The organism is Peribacillus sp. NPDC101480 (genome assembly GCF_050277335.1).
GTDB lineage: Bacteria > Bacillota > Bacilli > Bacillales > DSM-1321 > Peribacillus.
Genome location: NZ_JBNNSB010000017.1, coordinates 1 through 18,140 on the forward strand (window position 1 = coordinate 1; position 18,140 = coordinate 18,140).

The window sequence follows — 18,140 nt, forward strand, 5'->3', positions numbered from 1 at the left end:
TCATCTTGATTCAAACCATCAAAAATCTCTGTCAGCTGTTCTCTGCCGAGCATACTGATATAATTCATTTTCTCTGGACGATCAAACACGATTGTGGCCGTTTGTTTTTCTGCATTTTTCTCTACCCGAATATGGTCATACGTTTGTTCTGTTATAGTCATATGTTATTTCCCCTTTTCTATTTAAGATGAGATCGCTGTTTTTTTATTTACAATCGTTTTCTCGATGGCATTAATGATACCGTCATATCCCGTGCAGCGGCATAAGTGGCCAGAAAGCATTTCTTTGATTTCCTTGGTAGAGGGATCTGGCTTTTTTTCAAGATAATCTGTTGTAGACATTAAGATACCAGGTGTACAAAATCCACATTGAAGACCGTGGCATTCGACAAAGTTTTTCTGTAGATCTGTCAACTCACCATTATTTGCTAACCCTTCAACGGTTTTAATTTCGTCTCCATCTATTTGTACAGCAAACATGAGACAACTTCTCACAGCTGTGCCATTTACGTGTACGGTACAAGCACCACAAACACCGTGTTCACATCCAACATGTGTTCCAGTCAGTCCGCATACATCTCGGATAAAATCACTTAATAGCATTCGTGATTCCACTTCTTCTTGATAGACTTTGCCATTAATAGTTACTTCCACTTGATGACGTCCCATTTCTCTACCTCCTTGCCCTTTCAAAGGCTTGTGTTAACGTACGCTTCGTTAAAACTTTAGCAAGATGTGTTCGATACTCTGCTGAAGCATGAAGATCTGATTCGGGCTCAACTGCTAATTCTACACTTTCAACTATTTTTCCTAGCAAAGAATCGGACAGTGTTTCCCCTATCATGAAGTCTTCTGCATCCTCTATTAACAAAGGAATGGCCTCAACTCCGCCAAGGGCTAATCTTATGGATGAAATCTTGTCATGATCATCAACTGTCATATAGCAAGAAGCAGCAACTAACGCGAAGTCCCCATGCCTCCTGGCAATTTCCTGAAACGAATATCCTCGTCTACCTCCAATGATTGGAATATTAATCTCCGTTAAGATTTCTGTAGGCATAATATCTGTCGTCAAATAAGTAACAAAGAAATCTTCTGCACTAACGTTTCGAACCTCATCCTTTGATGCAATTTGCACTGAACCGTTCAGTGTTAGCAAGGCAAGCGGGAGCTCGGCACTTGGATCGGCATGAACAATGCTTCCGCCTATAGTTCCCCTATTCCTTGTTTGCACATGTCCAATTTGGGTAATTGCGTCGGTTAATAGACCGCAAGTATTGGCTACCATTTCAGATTCTTCTACTTTACTTTGTCTTGTTAAAGTGCCTATTTGAAGTAGATTTTGATTTTCATCATTTTTAATATAATCTAGTTCTGTTAAGCCATTAATATCAATTAAGCACTTGGGTGAGGCAAGTCGCATATTCATAATGGGAACTAAGCTTTGCCCACCGGCAATGATCTTTCCATCTTCACCGGCTTCTTCTAAAAGATTCAATGCTTCATTTAGTGTGGTAGGTTTATAGTAATCAAACTTTGGTGGTTTCATAATTCCCCTCCCCTTCGGTAATCCTATTTTTATGAGATTCAGAATATTTGTTTAAGGAGCTGTCACTTTTTCCTTTGCCTCACTGAGTAACTTCCAAATGCGATTAGGACTTAATGGTAGCTCATCGATCATAATATCTAAATGGGCTAAGGCATCACTTACGGCATTGGCAATCGCCACCGGTGCACTCATGGTATTCCCTTCACCCAGGCCTTTGGCTCCTAAAGGAGTAAGAGGGGACGGAGACTCCGTATGTTTAATCGTTACATTAGGGATTTCTGGAGCAGTTGGGCATAAATAATCCATAAATGACCCCGTTAAGAACTGTCCATTCTTGTCATAAGCTAATTCCTCGTATAAAGCGCCACCAACACCATGAGCCAGACCACCCATGATTTGTCCATCAGCAATCAACGGATTTAAAAGCTTTCCAGCATCATGAACGGTGAAATAATCTATTATTTTCACTTCTGCTGTATCCGGATCAATTTCCACGGTCACCATATCCGCAACAAATCCGTATGTGACAGAGGAATTGATCAGGTCGTTATCATCCGGTGGTTCTGCAGCCTGTGGTGTATAATAATGAGTTTCATAGATTCCTGGTTCCATTCCTTCAGGTAATGCAAGCGGATTCCAATGTGCTAGACCTGCAAGGCGCTTGATAGGAAACTTTTTAGCAGGATTATCCCTTACGTAAATGAAACCCTCTCCCAGCTCGAGTTCAGTGACCTCTACACCAAGTTGAGAGGCAGTAATGTTAAAAAGTTTTTTCCTTACCTTTTGGGCTGCATAATAAATAGCGCTTGAACCTAACGAGGCAAACCGACTTGAATAGCTTCCTGAAGCGATGGACCAAGGACTAGTCGCTGTATCAAGTTCAGCGATTATATTTATTTGTTCCCTTGGTATCCCTAAAACTTCAGATACAATTTGGGCTGCCACGGTTTCGTGTCCTTGACCTGTTGGTGCAGTGCTAATTCTCACGTTTACACTTCCTAAGGGATCCATTGAAACAGTAGCCGCTTCTGATGCACCTGACTTCGGTAAGGATTTCGCTCTTTCTTCTGGTGTTAAGGCAACCGTGATATATCCCATATTTGATCCGGATGGTTCGACGATACATGCAAGGCCGACGCCTAAAATTTTTCCGCTTTTACGCGCTTCTGCTTGTTTTTTTCTAAAGTTCTCATATTTCCCCGTTAAAAGGGCGAGTTCAAATGAATTCTCATAATCCCCACTGTCGTAAATTCCACCTGATGCTGTTGTGAATGGAAATTGTTGTTTTTTAATCAGGTTTTTTCTAATCACTTCAGAGTGGTCCAAAGAAAGTTCTTTTGCAATAAGCTGCATAATTCTTTCGAGGGCAAAGTACTGCTCCTGTCCCCCGTAACCACGGATTAACCCGGTAGGTGACTTGTTTGTCATGACTGCAAACGCTTCAATATTTAAATTTGGTATATCGTATGCCCCGGTTGAGTTGGCATGGTTACGGTATAAGCAGGCTGGTTCTGGTGCGCGAATATAAGCACCAACATTATCCATCAATTTCATTCTTAAACCGGTGACCTTGCCATCATTTTTGACGGCGGCTTCAATGTAGGTCACGCGATCTGTTCCGCTCGCACTTGATGAAAGATGTTCCTGTCGATCTTCTATCCATTTAACTGGACAGCCGAGAAGTTTACTTGTGATGGAACAAAGAACGATATATGGGAAAAGCCCTGCCTTTATTCCATAACTTCCCCCAATATCCTTTGGAATGATCAGTCTTAATTTATTGCTGGGGACTTGTAAGGATTGAGCCATGATTGCCTGAATAATAAAGGGTCCATGAAAATTAGCATGAACATTATACTGATTATGAGCAGAATCATAGTTTGCAACCACACCATATGTTTCAACAGGGGTAGCCGTATATTTCGGAAACTTATATTTATGCTTGACGATATGATCTGCTTCTTTAAAGGCTTTGTCTACATCTCCATAATGGAATTGACGATGATTGGCGATATTCGACCCAACATTTTCATGTAAGATCGGTGCATCCTCTTGTACCGTTTTCTCAATATCTACAATGGCTGGTAACTGTTTATAAGAAACTTTAATCTTTTCCATTGCGTCTTCGGCAGTATAACGATCCTTGGCAACTACAATGGCAACAGGTTCTCCAACATACCTCACCTTTTCGATGGCAAGAGGAAAATACTTAACTGGTGCCGTAACCCCAACACTAAATGGTTTTACATGGTCTTTTATGTCTTGACCGGTTACTACTCCCTTTACTCCCTGCATTTTTACCGCTTCGGTTGCGTCTATGGAAATTATATAAGCATGAGGATGTGGACTACGTAAAATTGCCGCATAGCCTGTATTTGTTGTGTTACCAAGATCATCAATATAAGTTCCTTGACCGGTTAGTAGCCGTTTGTCCTCCACCCTCGTAGCAGACTTACCTATTACCTTTGTCATGTACAACCCCCCTCTTTTTAATCAATCTTTGATAATCGTCTATTGTGTCAACATCCGGAATAATGTGCTGATTCATTGGTGCATATACAACTTCCCTGCTAAACTTTTGAATGACGGACTTTCCACCACTATCTCCTTCTACCTGTAAAAGATGATGAAACATATCTCGTTTGAATAAAACAGGATGCCCCTTCTCGTTGTTAAAAAAAACCGACTGAACGATGGATGGCCTATTCTTTACTTGGTAGGTTTCAACAATTCTGTTTATTGAGCCTTCATCCATTTCAGGCTGATCGCCTAAAAGAATAACCATGGCCTCTACTTGTTGGGGTAAAGCTTCCAGTCCGACTTTAATCGAAGTAGACATACCTAAATGTGAATCATGATTCTCTACCACATGTTTTATACCAGGAACAGATACCGCCTCTACCAACCCATTCACTTTTGGATTTATCACAACAACCACCCCATCAAGTACTGAGTGTAAACACGTTTCGATCACATGAAGAACTAGTGTTTTTTGTTGATAGGGCAAAAGCATTTTTGGAGTACCCATTCTGGTTGATAAGCCCGAAGCTAAAATGATCCCCCAGACTTCATGATTCTTATCATTGATAAGCAATCACTCTCCTATGATCTCTAGAGGTGTACAAAAGTTCCTTACCCTTCGTTTGTTTTAAATGAATCGAATTACCACCACGATGAACATTAACCAATTCTGCAGCAATACTGATAGCAATTTCCTCAGGAGTTTTTGCACCAATATCAAGGCCTATAGGACTATAAATACGGTTTAACTGTATTTCATCAATAGTGAAACCGTCCATTATCGGTTGGAGCAACTGGTTTGTTCTGGTTGTTGGTCCTAACACTCCGATATAGGGTACCGATGAATGTAACAACGATTTTAGAACCAATTGGTCTTGAGTAAAATTGTGGCTCATCACAATAGCATAACTATGTTCACTTAATGGAACGGAAGCGGGGTGGTCTCGTTCATAGCATATTAATTCATCGGCTAAGGGAAAATTTCTTTTATTTACAAAGCCCGGTCGGTGATCTAATACATTTACAGTCCAGCCTAAATTTTTAACCGTCTTCACCAATGGACCAGCGTCTGGTCCTGCACCAAATATGTATAGGGTAGGAACCGGCGTAATATGGTCATAGAAGACTTCACTGTTATCTTTCATCTTGAGATCCACTGGTTTCCCAATTTGTAAATTGGAGTGAACCCATCTCTCACCGATCTTAGATTCTTCTTCATCACGAGTTATGGTTGCTATGATAATGGGCTGACTTGTTGTAAAAGCCTCTCTCATTAACTTGCTTCTTTCATGGTGACCAACAGGATCAAATAGCTCTATAAAAATCTCAATGGCTCCATTACACCCTACACCCAAGCCCCAAATTTGGTCTTCTTCGCCCCTGAAATCGTAATGGATTATTTTGGGTTTTCCTGTCTGTAAAACTTCTTTTCCGTGCTCAAGGACATCACCTTCCACACATCCTCCACTTAACAAGCCTATTAACTCTCCATCTTCAGCAAAAAAACATTTTGCCCCTTCTTTCTGGTAGGTTGAACCTTCGACACGTATGACAGTGGCCAGAATTCCTCTTTTCTTTTCTCTGACACACCTGTCCATCTCATTTATTATGGTAATCATAACCACCCCTCCCAAAGTGAAAAAATATTTTTTTCAATTGATATCTTTTTTTCTTTCCCAGAAAAAATGCTCTCGATACTGAGTTGGAGTTTTTCCTTCTATTTTCTTGAATGTTGTTGCAAAGTAACTGGAATTTGCAAAACCGGTGTTATTAGCAATAACATCAATTGGTAGTGAAATCATTCTTAACATATTTTTTGCCTTCTGAACACGAATCCAAGATAAGTATTCTACAAATGTCATCCCTATTTCTTCCTTAAAGGATTTACTAAAGTAGGATGGGCTTAAATAAACCCTATCAGCAATATTTTTAAGAGTAAGACATTCATTGTAATGTAACTGAATGTATTGTACGGCACTTTGAATCGGTTTTCTTAAATCTAATTCGAATTCACCTTCATTTTTAACCGTCTGACTTATTTCCATTTTAATTATTGGTTTTAAAACACGATCGAATATGTTTAATAGCTGGTTTTTAGTAAGCGGTTTCAATAAATAAGCTGAAAAACCCGCATTAATGGCTGATTGGACGATTTCAAACATTTTTAACCCTGTAATTGCAATGATGGGTAAGTCTGGATAGATAAGTAGTACGTTTTTCCCAAAATCTATGCCATCCATGTTCGGAAGTGAAACATCCATTATAAGCGCACTTGGACGGGATTGTTTAAGCATCATCATAGCCCGTTGTGCGTTATTAGCTTCATAAATACGAAGAAAGTTATAGTCGCTATTTTCAACAATATGACGAATATTGCTTATACAGCTTTGGTCTGTATCAACAATTAGCAGCTCTGCCATAGGACACCTCTTTACTTCTATGTAAATTTATTATAAAAATATTCAGAAATAATTAGTTTTAATTTTTTAAGATGAGAGTTATAAAAATTTAACCACTTTCACTAGAGTTAGAAAATACATCTTTTCAACACTCTCAGCGGAGAGATTTATTTTATATCAGCCTACAGAATCGCTTTGATTTTGTAGTGCCTCAAAATCACCCTCACGTAATTTTCGGCGTAGGATTTTCCCAACGGGGCTTTTTGGCATTTCCTTAACAAATGTATACTTTCTTGGTCTTTTATAGTTCGACATGTTAGGATACCTTTTACAAAACTCATCTAACTCTTGTGCTGTTACCGTTTCGTTTTTAGAGACAATATAGGCGGATACAATTTGTCCCAATCGATCATCCTGCTCTCCAATAACGATAGCTTCCAAAACGTTTGGATGTTGTGACAGACAATCTTCAATTTCTAATGGATGAATATTTTCTCCCTCAGAGATAATCATATCGTCAAGCCTACCAACAACGAATAAATCGCCGTCTTCATCAAGAAAACCAATATCTCCTGTAAAATACCAACCATTGCGCATCGCTTTAACAGTAGCATCCGGGCGATTCCAATACCCCTTAAATGCTTCATCGGAATCTAAATTTGAAATTATTTCACCAATTTCTTCTTTCCCAACTATATCTTCGGGAGTAGAACGACCGTCGGGATCTGCCTTTACAACACGAAGATTTTGGTGAATACCTGGTTTACCTACACTGCCTGGCTTTTCAGATACATTAGGACAAATAGAAAACGTATATACTTCTGTACTGCCGTAATGATTTACAAATACCTTTGGTTTAAGTAACTTCACACATTGATTTACTAATGAAGTGGTCATTGCAGCACCTGCATATCCAACTTTTTCAAGCTTGGATAGGTCATATTTATAGAAGTCTGGATGTGTTAGCATATCATGATAAAGCGTAGGGATTAAATAAAGGGAAGAGATTCTTTCTCTGTAAATAATCTCAAGAGCATCTCCAGAATCAAAGTCTGGCAAAATAACAATTTTTCCATTTAATAGCGCCATGGTAAGCAGTGAACGAACGCCCATTGTATAATATAGCGGCATTACTCCTAGTGTACTTTCCCACAAGTGGTACTGGTTTTGGACGATATGTGCCATCGCTGAGGCATATTCATTCCTATGGGTACGTGGTACTCCCTTTGGACGTCCTGTTGTTCCTGACGTGTATAACATGATCGAAATATCATTTTCATCTAAAGTAGGCTTTTGATAGCTACCTGGGCTTCGGTCTACTAGTTCAGGATAAGAAATATCTACACCAATATAATTCTCATCACCTATCAAAATTGGCCTTTCAGAAAAGTTCGATCCTAATACGGCATTTTGACTGGCTGATTCATAGACGACAGCTTTCGCTTCAGCATCGTTTACACAATACTCGACCTCTTTAGTGGATAATCGGTCATTAAGCGGCGTATAGATCGCACCAAGTTTTTGTAATGCCCAATAAATGATTACATTTTCAACTCGGTTCTTTAAGATGACTACAACACGATCCTGCTTCTGAATGCCTAGACGCTGCAAAGAGGCTGCAATTTTTTCTATTTCCTGTTGTAATTGGACATAAGTATAGCGTTTTTGGTCTTGAACTAAAGCGATATGGTTTGGGTAGCGCCCAACTGCAAAATCGAATAATGTACCTAAATTCATTTTACATCTCTCCTTTTCCCCTTGAGTTATGCTTATCTTATCTAAATCACTTTTTGATTCGTTTTTTAATTCTAAGAAAGGCCAGTTGTGGTTTTTTAGCATGGAGGCTGTTGCGGGTATTATCCTTGAGTCAGTTGATTCCAAGGCCCCCCACACCCATTACGATTATTCGATAAGATATAGGTTTACAATCGAGCAGTCACCCTTCACTGCTACACAACTATAGAAATATCAGCTTAATACATATTTTCTATTTACTTTAACAAGCTCTATTTTTTTGCACCCCATGATGCATATTTTAAACACCTCTGAATCTACTCCCTAGACTGTTCAATTTCTGCTGACAATTTTAAACTCCCTATACCTTCCATCATGAATACCCCACGCTTTATTTTACTTTACTAAAATAACATATGATAGAAGAGTGATGTTTCAAAAAATGATTTTAAAATGAAGAATGCATGTTTAAATTTATTAATAGACATAATAATCGATAACTTACTTTTTGTATTCAATATTACACTTTCCTCATATCAATATTTTCCTTAGTACTAACAATGTACCTATATTGAATCTATTATAACTGCAAAAAACAAGCCAAGGTTCATTTATAAAAAAACCTAGGCTTCCAATTCCTTATAACCCCATCTGGAAAAGGTAGTTTAGTTGTTTTGATAGTGGTTTTAAAGGAAAAAAATAAAGCATGAAGCCATTTATTTTTCAAGAGACTTTGCAGGTCTTTTTTACCCAGTGAATCAAAGGCATACTGTTCAACATGAATTCAAAAGTTTGACTCATACTTTGTGTACAGGTTTGCTTACAATCACTTTGAATAGAGGAGATTATGAATGATAACTTGTAGGAAATGAGCGAGTTGTTTTTTTGATTACCCATGTTGAAAAGGCTGACACCAAAAGGTCTAGCACTAAGCCTTTTGAGTCAGCCACAATTTTTTCATATTTTTTAGAAGTCTATATCTCCTTCAAGATGAACTGATTGAATCAATTTATCAGGATTTATGTAATCATCTAGATTACATTCATTGTAGCCGGGAATTTGAACTCTCAAGTATTGCATTTCTTCACTGTCTAAGGGGATTGTACAGTCAAATCCCACCTTCGAGCCCACTCCATCGCGTGTTGACGGGTCAAGCTTCGAACTTTGTGCTTCATGAACTACCACTAAGTCCCTGTCTGCTTGAAAGCGGGTTGCGATTGCCCATTCCACCTCTTCCATATTAAAAATATCAACCTCTTCATCCGTTACGACGACATGCTTAATATCAAAACTGTTAGCAAGTGCTGCTAAAATTGCATTTTTGGCTTCACCCTCATTTCTTTTATTAATGGAAACAATGGCATGATACCGACATGTACCACCAGGGCTCATATGAACCGCTTTTACGGATGGAACGGTCTGTCGAATGCTCTGGAAGAGACTTGCCTCACGAGGGATGCCACCAAGCAAAAGATGTTCGTAACCCGCAGGGACAATGGTATAAAAAATCGGGTTGTTACGGTGAGTGACAGCCGTAATCTCAATCACCTCTTTATCACTGCGTGGTCCATAGTATTTTGGGAATTCTCCAAAAGGGCCTTCAGGCTCTCGAACATGTGGAAGAATTTTTCCTTCTAACACTATTTCCGCGTATGCCGGTACATCGATATCCACCGTCTCACAACGAACGACTTCCAACGGTTCCCCCCGAAGGGCGCTTGAGATTTCCAGTTCATCTACCCCGAACGGAGTACTTGCTTGTGACGCCAGTAACGTCACCGGATCGACCCCAATGACTATCGCACACTCCAGTGGTCTCCCCGCCTCTTCAGCCTGCTTATACAAATGAAAAGTATGGCGAGGCAAAATTAAGGCTCCTATCTTATTTTTCCCAGAAATTTGGAGACGATGAATTGAAACGTTCTGCTTCCGAGTAACTGGATCCCTAACAATAAACAATCCAGCGGTGATGTAATTACCTGAATCTTTCTCATGGTGTACCGGAATTGGTAACATCTTCATCAAATCGATATTATCCAGAATAATATTTTCTTTAATTGGCGCTTGTTGTTTGTTTAGTGCTCGACAAGGAACGGGAGATGCAACTGCTTCGGTAAATTTTGAAATAACGCCATATTGGTCTGTTTCCAACGCCTCTGCAAAATCTTCACGTGTTGAACAAATTCCTGATACAACCGGAACCTGATAATCTTCTACACTAGTAAAGTATGTTGCTTTTTTGCCATCTAATTTCTTAGCTATTTTTGCGATTTCATACTGTAAGCTAACTTTTCGGTCAATTACCGCCAACCGATGAGTTGCTTGCAGATGCTCAATCCAGGTGCGAAATGTCTTAGCTTTCATAAAAAAAGATCTCCTCCTTATATAGCAACTGAAGTTCCTAATATATCCTTTAGTCTGCGTTCTAACATTTTAGACACTCTTTCACGGCCTCGAACTTCAGGTGGAGTTGGGTATTCCCTACCATCTACAATGACAGGTTGATCATATCGAACCAAGATAAGAGGAAGGTATTCTTCGTATAACGCACGAATTCTCTTGGCATGTTCTGGTTTACGGGCAAACAGCTTTAGCATACGAAGTCCAAAGCCTACATGCCGTCCTTCGTCTTCCTTGATTCGGGCAAATCCTTCACTCAAACCAGGCAATAGGCCCTTACTTCCGTATACACCTCGAAACACATCATATCCAGTCATCGCTTGAACACCTTCTATTATTCCTTGGTAATGGGTTAACCCTTCTACAAGTGCAGCCTCACGTTCCTCTTCTCCTTGTTCAAGAGAATTCAGCATTACTTTTACACGATTATCAAGTTTCTGCTGAACCATATTTTTCACTGAAGGAATTCGCTCACGACCAATTACTTCTTTAAAATAGCGCATAAAAAACTCAGTATGTTTAAATTCCTCGAGCAATTGAGTACTAAGGAATGCCTGTTGTTCTGTAGAGGAGCCTAACATGATCCAGGGACAAAACTTTAAGGCAACATTTTCTTCAGCATCGAGAAATCCTGTACAAAAATGAATAAGATATCCTTTAAGGTCTTCATCAAGCGCTTCAAAATCCCTTTTATCCTGGCTAAGATCGATAGCAGCAGGATCCCAAGTCCCAAAACGAATCGCTTTTCGATATAAGTCCCACGCCACTTCATCCGTCGTCTTATCAATACTAGGGATTAGCTCTTCAGTTTTATCGATATTTTCTGTCATTACAATTACCTCCAATTTTATAATAGAATTAATAGTCTTTAATAAAAAAATCCAACTTTAAAACAGTTCTTTCAGTAGATCCAAAATCTCTTCTTCTGTTGCTAGCCAAGGATTAAATTTCCACATTCCACTTTTCACGGAGTCGTGTGCGATCCCCTTAAGGTGCTCTTCTTTAACCCCCACCTGCTGCAATTTCTGTGGAAGCCCGATATCGTTTCGTAATTTAGTCACATCTTCTATTAATTGATCTGTAATCTTCCAACCAGGTAACGATGGATCAGTTACTCGAAAAACGCTCGCCATTTCAACATGCTTATCGACCAGGGATATCGAATTACGGCGGATAACCTCCGGTAAAAGCAGACCTATTGCCACTCCGTGACTAACATAGGCATATCCGCTTAACGCACTACCAATGGCATGTGTCAATCCGAGAAATGATTGATTGAATGCCATACCGGCCAAGAGACTAGCTTCTGCCATTTTGATCCTTGCCTCTACATCATTTCCATTAAATACGGCCCGACGAAGGTATTTGCTAACAGTTCGCATGGCTGATAATGCAAGTGCGTCACTGGCAGGCTGGGATATCCGTGACACAAATGACTCTGCCCCATGTGCAAAGGCATCAAATCCTGAGGCTGCTGTAATTTTCGTTGGTGCAGTCATCGTCATTTTAGGGTCCACTATACTTATATCCGGTGCGATGAATGGGCTCGTTACCGTAACTTTTCGATTCTCCTCCCAATCCGAAAAAACAGCAAACATGGTCACTTCACTTCCGGTGCCGGATGTCGTAGGGATTGCAATGAGAGGAATATTGGATGATTGCTTGATAAGATTTACTCCAGTATAATCACGAATACTCCCTCCATTTCCAGCTATTACACGAACACCTTTGGCTGTATCGATCGGACTGCCCCCGCCAATGGCGATTAAAGCATCGCATTCTTCCTGTTGAAACCCGTGAGCTGCTTTGTCAACGGTTTCAACGCTCGGATCCGGTTCCACATCATCATAAATCACATAAGAAATGTGATTGTCCTCTAAGATTTTGGTTACATTTTCGATTAACCCTGATTTTAAGACACCGTTATCAGTAACGATAAAGGCACGTTTTACTTTAAAAGGTATATTGTTAAGTTCGTTTATTTTGTTATATCCAAAATAAATCTTTGTGGGAAGATGAAACTCAAATGATCGATACATAATAGATAGATTCCCCCCTATTCTTCTATTTCGATATTAATATGTTTTGTTTCGGTATATTCCATTAATCCTTCAATTCCCCTTGTACGCCCAATTCCGCTCTCTTTATAACCCCCAAATTCTGCCTGTGGGTAATTTTTGTTATAGGTATTAATCCAAACCGTTCCGGCCTCCACCTTTTTCGCAATTCTCACAGCTCTGTTGACATCCTTTGTCCAAACGCCAGCAGCTAAACCGAAAATTGTTCCATTAGCAAGTGAGATCGCTTCTTTCTCGTCCCTAAAAACTTGTATGGCCAGCACGGGCCCAAAAATCTCTTCTTGTGCTATTCTTGATTCAATTGGCACCTGATCAAAAATGGTTGGCTCAATATAATATCCTTTATCGTAATCTCCACCGGTCAACCTATTACCACCCGTAATAAGTTTTGCATCTTGTCTTCCAATCTCGCAATATTCCAAAATTTTATTAAGCTGTTCTTCCGAGATGACAGGTCCCATATCGGTTGTTTCATTTAACCCGTTACCAACTTTCAATTTTTCAGCCTGTTTACGCAATCCTTCCACCACTTCTTCATGAATCGACTCATGAACAATCACTCTTGATCCAGCAAAACACATTTGGCCGGCAGTAATAAAGGCTGATTTTGCAACGGCTTGAATTGCTTTGTTTAGGTTTGCATCAGGAAATATTATATTAGGAGATTTCCCCCCCAGTTCAAGAGCAAGTTTCTTCACCTTTTCTGCTGCTTTTTTCATTAAGTTTTTGCCAGTAGTCGTGTCACCTGTAAAGCTGATGGCATTAACATCGGGATTTGTAGTCATTTCATCTCCAATAACCTTTCCCGGACCAGACACGATATTCACAATTCCTGGTGGAAAGTCGCTATTATCCTCAATTAATTTGACAATGGCAGTGCTGATAAGTGGGGTCCGACTTGCCGGTTTTAAAACCACTGCGTTTCCTGCAGCAAGGGCTGGAGCAACCTCTCGAATCATTAGCATAGCCGGCCAGTTCCAAGGTGAAATAATCCCCACTACTCCAATCGGCTCTTTGTCAATGATGCCATATGACGTGGGGGAAAGATTTATCGACCTACCGAATATACTTCGAGCCATACCTGCAAAATATTTTAACGTATCAATACAGGCGTCCAATTCTATACGAGACTCCTTTATCGGCTTTCCGTTCTCTATGGTTAAAATTCTAGCAATTTCTTCTCTATTTTCCTTCAATTTATAAGCCCATTGCATTAAAGCATCAGAACGTCGCGAAGAATTTGAACGCCAGTCGGATGTATGAAATGCTGCCTTCGCCAATTTAATTGCCAATTTAATATCTTCTAATCCCGATTTCTGTGACTCTCCAACGATCTCACCTGTAGCAGGATTTACGGATGTCATCGTTTCCCCAGTTTTGGCTTCTTGCCAATCGCCATTAATATAATTTCTAGTAATCTCTAATTTTGTAATCACTATTTACCCTCCTAGTTTCTATTTGAGATTGCCTTTTGTTTCTGGAACGATGAGGCTTCCAATAATGTAGACAAGAAAAATCACAATCACAAAATACATAAGTGTGTACGGGATATTTTCAATCGAACCGCTTGCTAATGTTACGAAAGTTGGCATCATACCGCCAATTGCAAATCCCATATTCCATGACAGTCCTGTACCCGTAGACCGTATTGATGTAGGAAAGCGTTCATTAAGAAAAATTAACACAGGTGCATAAGCAGCATTTCCTAAAAACACCAGACCCATCGTATTCAAATAAATCGAAGTCGTTGTAACAGAATCGGCTAATGCTAGATAAAAATATGGAAGTCCGACGATATTTAAACATCCAATAACTAAAAAGGTCCTTTTTCTTCCAATAATTTCACTAAGTTGTCCGAACAGTAAAGCCGAAATTATCGTGACAATACTTGAGACAATGAGAACACCTGATAAAACTTCTGAAGATACATTGTTAACTACTTTTAGAAATGTGGGAATAAAACCAGCTGTAAGGTAATAACCTGAACCGCCACCAATAACAATCATTAGATTCACAGCTATAACTCGGAAATATTTTGTAAATAGGGTCTTAATAGGAGACTGCGGTATTACATCCTCTTGCCCTTTTTCTTCATTTTCTTTACGTAATTGTGCCCAAAGCGGAGACTCGTTAAGTGTTCTAAATACAAGTAGACCAGCTACTGCACCTAAAATCCCTGTAAAGAACATGACTCGCCAACCCCACTCATTAAACGCTTCACCAGGAAAAAAAGCAGAAACGATGGTAAACGTTAGTGAAGCGAATAATGCTCCTAACCCGGCTCCTCCCCCACCTATAAGACCAGACATCAATCCGCGCCATTTAGGCGACGCAGATTCTGTTCCAATTGTATGTGTAGATGCCACGACACCGCCGACAAAGACCCCTTGAACTAATCGTAGAATTAAAAAAAGGATTGCAGCCGTCACACCAATTTGCGGGACAGTAGGCAAAAGACCAAAGGCAGCTGTACTAACACCAACCCCTACCACAGAAACAATCATTGCTTTCTTTCGCCCGTTTTTATCTGCATAAGATCCAAATATTGCCGACCCAAGAGGCCGCATCAAAAGCGTTACCCCAAAAGAAGCATAAACAGCAGCTAAAGAAAGCGTAGGGCTGGTTGTAGGGAAAAATAGTACACTAATTGTGGGAGCCACAAAAAGTAGAAGAAAAAGATCATAAAGATCAAAAGACCACCCTAATAGTGATGCTGTCATTGCAGAGACAACCTGACGTCTGTTAACGATTACATTTTCTTGTTCAGAATGAGCGACTACATTAGACATTAGAGGACCTCCATTTTTTCATATCATGTTCTGAGTCATGTTAAACCGGAAAATAGTTTTTAATACCTAAAAAGATAATGATTATAGATTGGTTATTATTTCATCTTTCTTGAGTCCCGACCACCTGTCAAACAGTCGAGCATCAATACCAAACTGATCTAACGCCTTTCCGACACTTTGATTAACAATATCATCTAATGATGTTGGCTTATGATAAAAACTAGGAACAGGAGGGAGGATTACCGCACCATTCTCTGCAGCTGATTGCATTAGCCGCAAATGCCCTAAATGCAATGGTGTTTCACGGACCATTAGAACCAACTTCCTTTGTTCCTTCAAAGTTACATCAGCAGCTCTAGTGATTAAATTATCATTAAAACTGTTTGCGATAGATGATAGAGTTTTAATAGAACACGGAGCAATGATCATCCCGTCAACATGAAAGGAACCACTTGAGATGCTTGCACCTATATCATTTGAGTCATATACAAAACTGCACAGTGATTTTACTTGTTCCACCGAGTATTCTGTTTCATATTCGATGGTTTTTTCAGCAGAGGAACTAATAATTACATGACTTTCAATTTGAAGTTTGTTTAATGTCTCAAGACATCTAATACCGTAAATGGATCCACTTGCCCCTGATATACCTATAACAATTTTTTTCACTCTGTTTCCTCCTACATTTGAAAACGATTTTTTGGATCATGCACTTTGAAGCGGGTAATCAATCCACTTTTGTTAACTGCACGCTTTTCAAAGTTCCCCCCCTTTCAACTTTCAATATTCACCTTTTATATTTGCAAGTTTCATGCCATTAATAAACTGTTTAAAATTCACTCTTTCCTACCCATTAACCATCCAACTGGAACGAATGACGTTACAACTGGAACCCCTGCAGTTCCGCATTTCTTGAAGACTAGGGTAAGGCTCGAACCTTACTGGATGGCAAATTTCAAATAAACAAAAAAACGTTTGCTCCATTCTGAAACGTAGACCCCGTTCAGATGGGCAATAATTTTACCTTTTACACCTTGTGAACTGCGTAATATATAGTACTGATTCCGAGGCGGTACCTTTCAAAATTGAAGTAAAAAGGATATCCAACTGTGATTGTTTAATGTAAAACGCCCTTCTCTTAATCGAGAGGGCTTTTATTAGAGATTAATGTTTATTATTTATTTCAAACTCCTTGAGAAACGTTAGAATCTGTACTTTTTTTACTTTGTTGAACAATGATGGTTTTAAAATCAGGCTTTTCAATAATTAGAGAAACAGCAACACCACCCAGTATCGCCCAGAATGGAGAGCTTATATCATAAAAATGGACTCCTGACATTGCAATGATAAGGGCAAAAAATGAACCAAATTGGAATTGGGGTTTAGAAAACGCTTCCTGTAATGAACTTAAAAGCACTCCCATCATTGCCAGTCCTGCAACAGTGCTGATTAATACTTTCGGCATTGCAGCTACAAAAGGCATGACTATACCTGCAAACAATCCAAAGATAGAAAATAACACACCACATACAACCACTGCTGCATATCTTCCTTCCATTCGACCAGCTTCTTTTGATGCGCAGATTGCTGTCATTGACCCCGCAATATTCGCATTATGACCTCCAAAAAAAGACGTAATAACCCCGCCAATTCCGCTTAAAATCGTCATCTCATTAACCGGTGGTTTATATCCTTGGGTGTTTAACACACCTGTAGCCTGGGCGTTTTCAGCACCAATTACTAAAAGTGCAAGTGGGATGCCCATTGAAATAATCGCGTCAATATTGAATGATGGAGTCACTAGTTGAGGAACGACAAAAACGGAACTCACATCTTTCACTTGGAATTCTCCCATCCAAACCGATAAAATGATAGCAACAGCAAATGATATTAAAATAGGTGGAAATTTTTTTATATAACGGAATGAGAGAAGATACACGAGGATGGATGAACCTGCAATTATTGGTGCTTTTTCGAGGGATGCAATCATCTCAGTCCCAAAACTAATCATTGTTCCAACGACCATCGACATAACAATTGGAACCGGAATCCAGTCCATTACTTTACCAATAACCCCTGCTATCCCTAACATAAAGACAATGAGACCTGCTGCCAAATAAGCACCAGCAGCTTCATTTAAAGAATAGTTTGACAGTGAACCTACAACAAGTACTGCACCTGGAATTGAATAAGCGCCAGCAATCGGCTGCTTATTTCTTACGGAGATGAATATTCCTAATATCCCACCAAAAAAATATATGGCAAATAACCAAGAAATCATTTGTGTTTGAGTTAATTCGCCATTTGATGCTCCGTTTATTATAATTAGCGACGGACCAGTACAGCCAAAAATTGCTGCCAGCGCTCCTGCACTAACCGTTCTTACATTTAAATGACTTAATAAACCTTTCTTGTTTTCAGAACCCTTTTTTAGCTGCATACCTTCAATCCTTCCCATATCGTTCTATTAACTTCCCTGAATCAAACTTGATTTAAAGCGACTTTTCTTGATCTAAAATGAGAATCACCGGCAGAGGCTGCCGGTGACTCTCATTTTATTACTTCCCTGTAAAAACTGGTTTTCTCTTTTCTACGAACGCATCTACGCCTTCTTTAAAGTCTTCTGTTGTGCGAAGGAGGCCGTAGGCTTTCCCTTCCATTTTCAATCCGAC

At 39.5% G+C, this 18,140-nt stretch carries 14 protein-coding genes; all 14 read right to left on the reverse strand.

Annotated features, from left to right (window positions below; translation table 11 throughout):
- Positions 1-182: 182 nt before the first annotated feature.
- Entirely contained in the window at positions 183-668 is a 486-nt protein-coding gene (locus ACQKMF_RS26240) for a (2Fe-2S)-binding protein (RefSeq protein WP_101225176.1), read from the reverse strand.
- A gap of 4 nt (positions 669-672) precedes the next feature.
- Entirely contained in the window at positions 673-1,548 is an 876-nt protein-coding gene (locus ACQKMF_RS26245) for an FAD binding domain-containing protein (RefSeq protein WP_101225177.1), read from the reverse strand.
- A gap of 51 nt (positions 1,549-1,599) precedes the next feature.
- Positions 1,600-4,020 carry a xanthine dehydrogenase family protein molybdopterin-binding subunit gene (locus ACQKMF_RS26250; protein ID WP_402937474.1) on the reverse strand — a complete coding sequence of 807 codons (2,421 nt, stop codon included), beginning with the start codon at positions 4,018-4,020 and terminating at the stop codon, positions 1,600-1,602.
- Positions 4,001-4,642, reverse strand: a complete 642-nt coding sequence (locus ACQKMF_RS26255) for a nucleotidyltransferase family protein (RefSeq protein ID WP_260357853.1) — start codon at positions 4,640-4,642, stop codon at positions 4,001-4,003. Before ACQKMF_RS26255 ends, ACQKMF_RS26250 begins: the two co-directional genes overlap by 20 nt.
- A complete protein-coding gene (locus ACQKMF_RS26260; protein WP_402937478.1) occupies positions 4,629-5,687 on the reverse strand; it encodes an XdhC family protein in 1,059 nt (352 codons plus the stop codon). Before ACQKMF_RS26260 ends, ACQKMF_RS26255 begins: the two co-directional genes overlap by 14 nt.
- Before the next feature lie 33 nt (positions 5,688-5,720).
- On the reverse strand, positions 5,721-6,488 hold the full coding sequence (locus ACQKMF_RS26265) for a response regulator transcription factor (protein ID WP_095395893.1): 768 nt from the start codon (positions 6,486-6,488) through the stop codon (positions 5,721-5,723).
- Positions 6,489-6,644: 156 nt separating this feature from the next.
- Positions 6,645-8,348 carry an AMP-binding protein gene (locus tag ACQKMF_RS26270; protein ID WP_427575600.1) on the reverse strand — a complete coding sequence of 568 codons (1,704 nt, stop codon included), beginning with the start codon at positions 8,346-8,348 and terminating at the stop codon, positions 6,645-6,647.
- Between the two features lie 819 nt (positions 8,349-9,167).
- Positions 9,168-10,565 carry a UbiD family decarboxylase gene (locus tag ACQKMF_RS26275; protein WP_402937484.1) on the reverse strand — a complete coding sequence of 466 codons (1,398 nt, stop codon included), beginning with the start codon at positions 10,563-10,565 and terminating at the stop codon, positions 9,168-9,170.
- Between the two features lie 17 nt (positions 10,566-10,582).
- The gene (locus ACQKMF_RS26280) at positions 10,583-11,431 is read right to left on the reverse strand and encodes a R2-like ligand-binding oxidase (protein ID WP_402937486.1); all 849 of its coding nucleotides are present in this window, start codon (positions 11,429-11,431) and stop codon (positions 10,583-10,585) included.
- Positions 11,432-11,488: 57 nt separating this feature from the next.
- Positions 11,489-12,640 carry an iron-containing alcohol dehydrogenase gene (locus ACQKMF_RS26285; RefSeq protein WP_101225184.1) on the reverse strand — a complete coding sequence of 384 codons (1,152 nt, stop codon included), beginning with the start codon at positions 12,638-12,640 and terminating at the stop codon, positions 11,489-11,491.
- 17 nt (positions 12,641-12,657) lie between these two features.
- A complete protein-coding gene (locus ACQKMF_RS26290; protein WP_402937490.1) occupies positions 12,658-14,115 on the reverse strand; it encodes an aldehyde dehydrogenase family protein in 1,458 nt (485 codons plus the stop codon).
- 18 nt (positions 14,116-14,133) lie between these two features.
- The gene (locus ACQKMF_RS26295; RefSeq protein ID WP_402937493.1) at positions 14,134-15,468 is read right to left on the reverse strand and encodes an MFS transporter; all 1,335 of its coding nucleotides are present in this window, start codon (positions 15,466-15,468) and stop codon (positions 14,134-14,136) included.
- A gap of 81 nt (positions 15,469-15,549) precedes the next feature.
- On the reverse strand, positions 15,550-16,137 hold the full coding sequence (locus tag ACQKMF_RS26300; RefSeq protein ID WP_144553671.1) for a UbiX family flavin prenyltransferase: 588 nt from the start codon (positions 16,135-16,137) through the stop codon (positions 15,550-15,552).
- A 514-nt stretch (positions 16,138-16,651) separates the two neighbouring features.
- Positions 16,652-17,908 carry a benzoate/H(+) symporter BenE family transporter gene (locus ACQKMF_RS26305; RefSeq protein WP_427575604.1) on the reverse strand — a complete coding sequence of 419 codons (1,257 nt, stop codon included), beginning with the start codon at positions 17,906-17,908 and terminating at the stop codon, positions 16,652-16,654.
- Positions 17,909-18,140: the final 232 nt, after the last annotated feature.

Coding starts and splice junctions, on each gene's coding strand:
- ACQKMF_RS26240 (WP_101225176.1), bottom strand. CDS start 668: ATGGGACGTCATCAAGTGGAAGTAACTATTAATGGCAAAGTCTATCAA.
- ACQKMF_RS26245 (WP_101225177.1), bottom strand. CDS start 1,548: ATGAAACCACCAAAGTTTGATTACTATAAACCTACCACACTAAATGAA.
- ACQKMF_RS26250 (WP_402937474.1), bottom strand. CDS start 4,020: ATGACAAAGGTAATAGGTAAGTCTGCTACGAGGGTGGAGGACAAACGG.
- ACQKMF_RS26260 (WP_402937478.1), bottom strand. CDS start 5,687: ATGATTACCATAATAAATGAGATGGACAGGTGTGTCAGAGAAAAGAAA.
- ACQKMF_RS26265 (WP_095395893.1), bottom strand. CDS start 6,488: ATGGCAGAGCTGCTAATTGTTGATACAGACCAAAGCTGTATAAGCAAT.
- ACQKMF_RS26275 (WP_402937484.1), bottom strand. CDS start 10,565: ATGAAAGCTAAGACATTTCGCACCTGGATTGAGCATCTGCAAGCAACT.
- ACQKMF_RS26280 (WP_402937486.1), bottom strand. CDS start 11,431: ATGACAGAAAATATCGATAAAACTGAAGAGCTAATCCCTAGTATTGAT.
- ACQKMF_RS26285 (WP_101225184.1), bottom strand. CDS start 12,640: ATGTATCGATCATTTGAGTTTCATCTTCCCACAAAGATTTATTTTGGA.
- ACQKMF_RS26295 (WP_402937493.1), bottom strand. CDS start 15,468: ATGTCTAATGTAGTCGCTCATTCTGAACAAGAAAATGTAATCGTTAAC.
- ACQKMF_RS26305 (WP_427575604.1), bottom strand. CDS start 17,908: ATGCAGCTAAAAAAGGGTTCTGAAAACAAGAAAGGTTTATTAAGTCAT.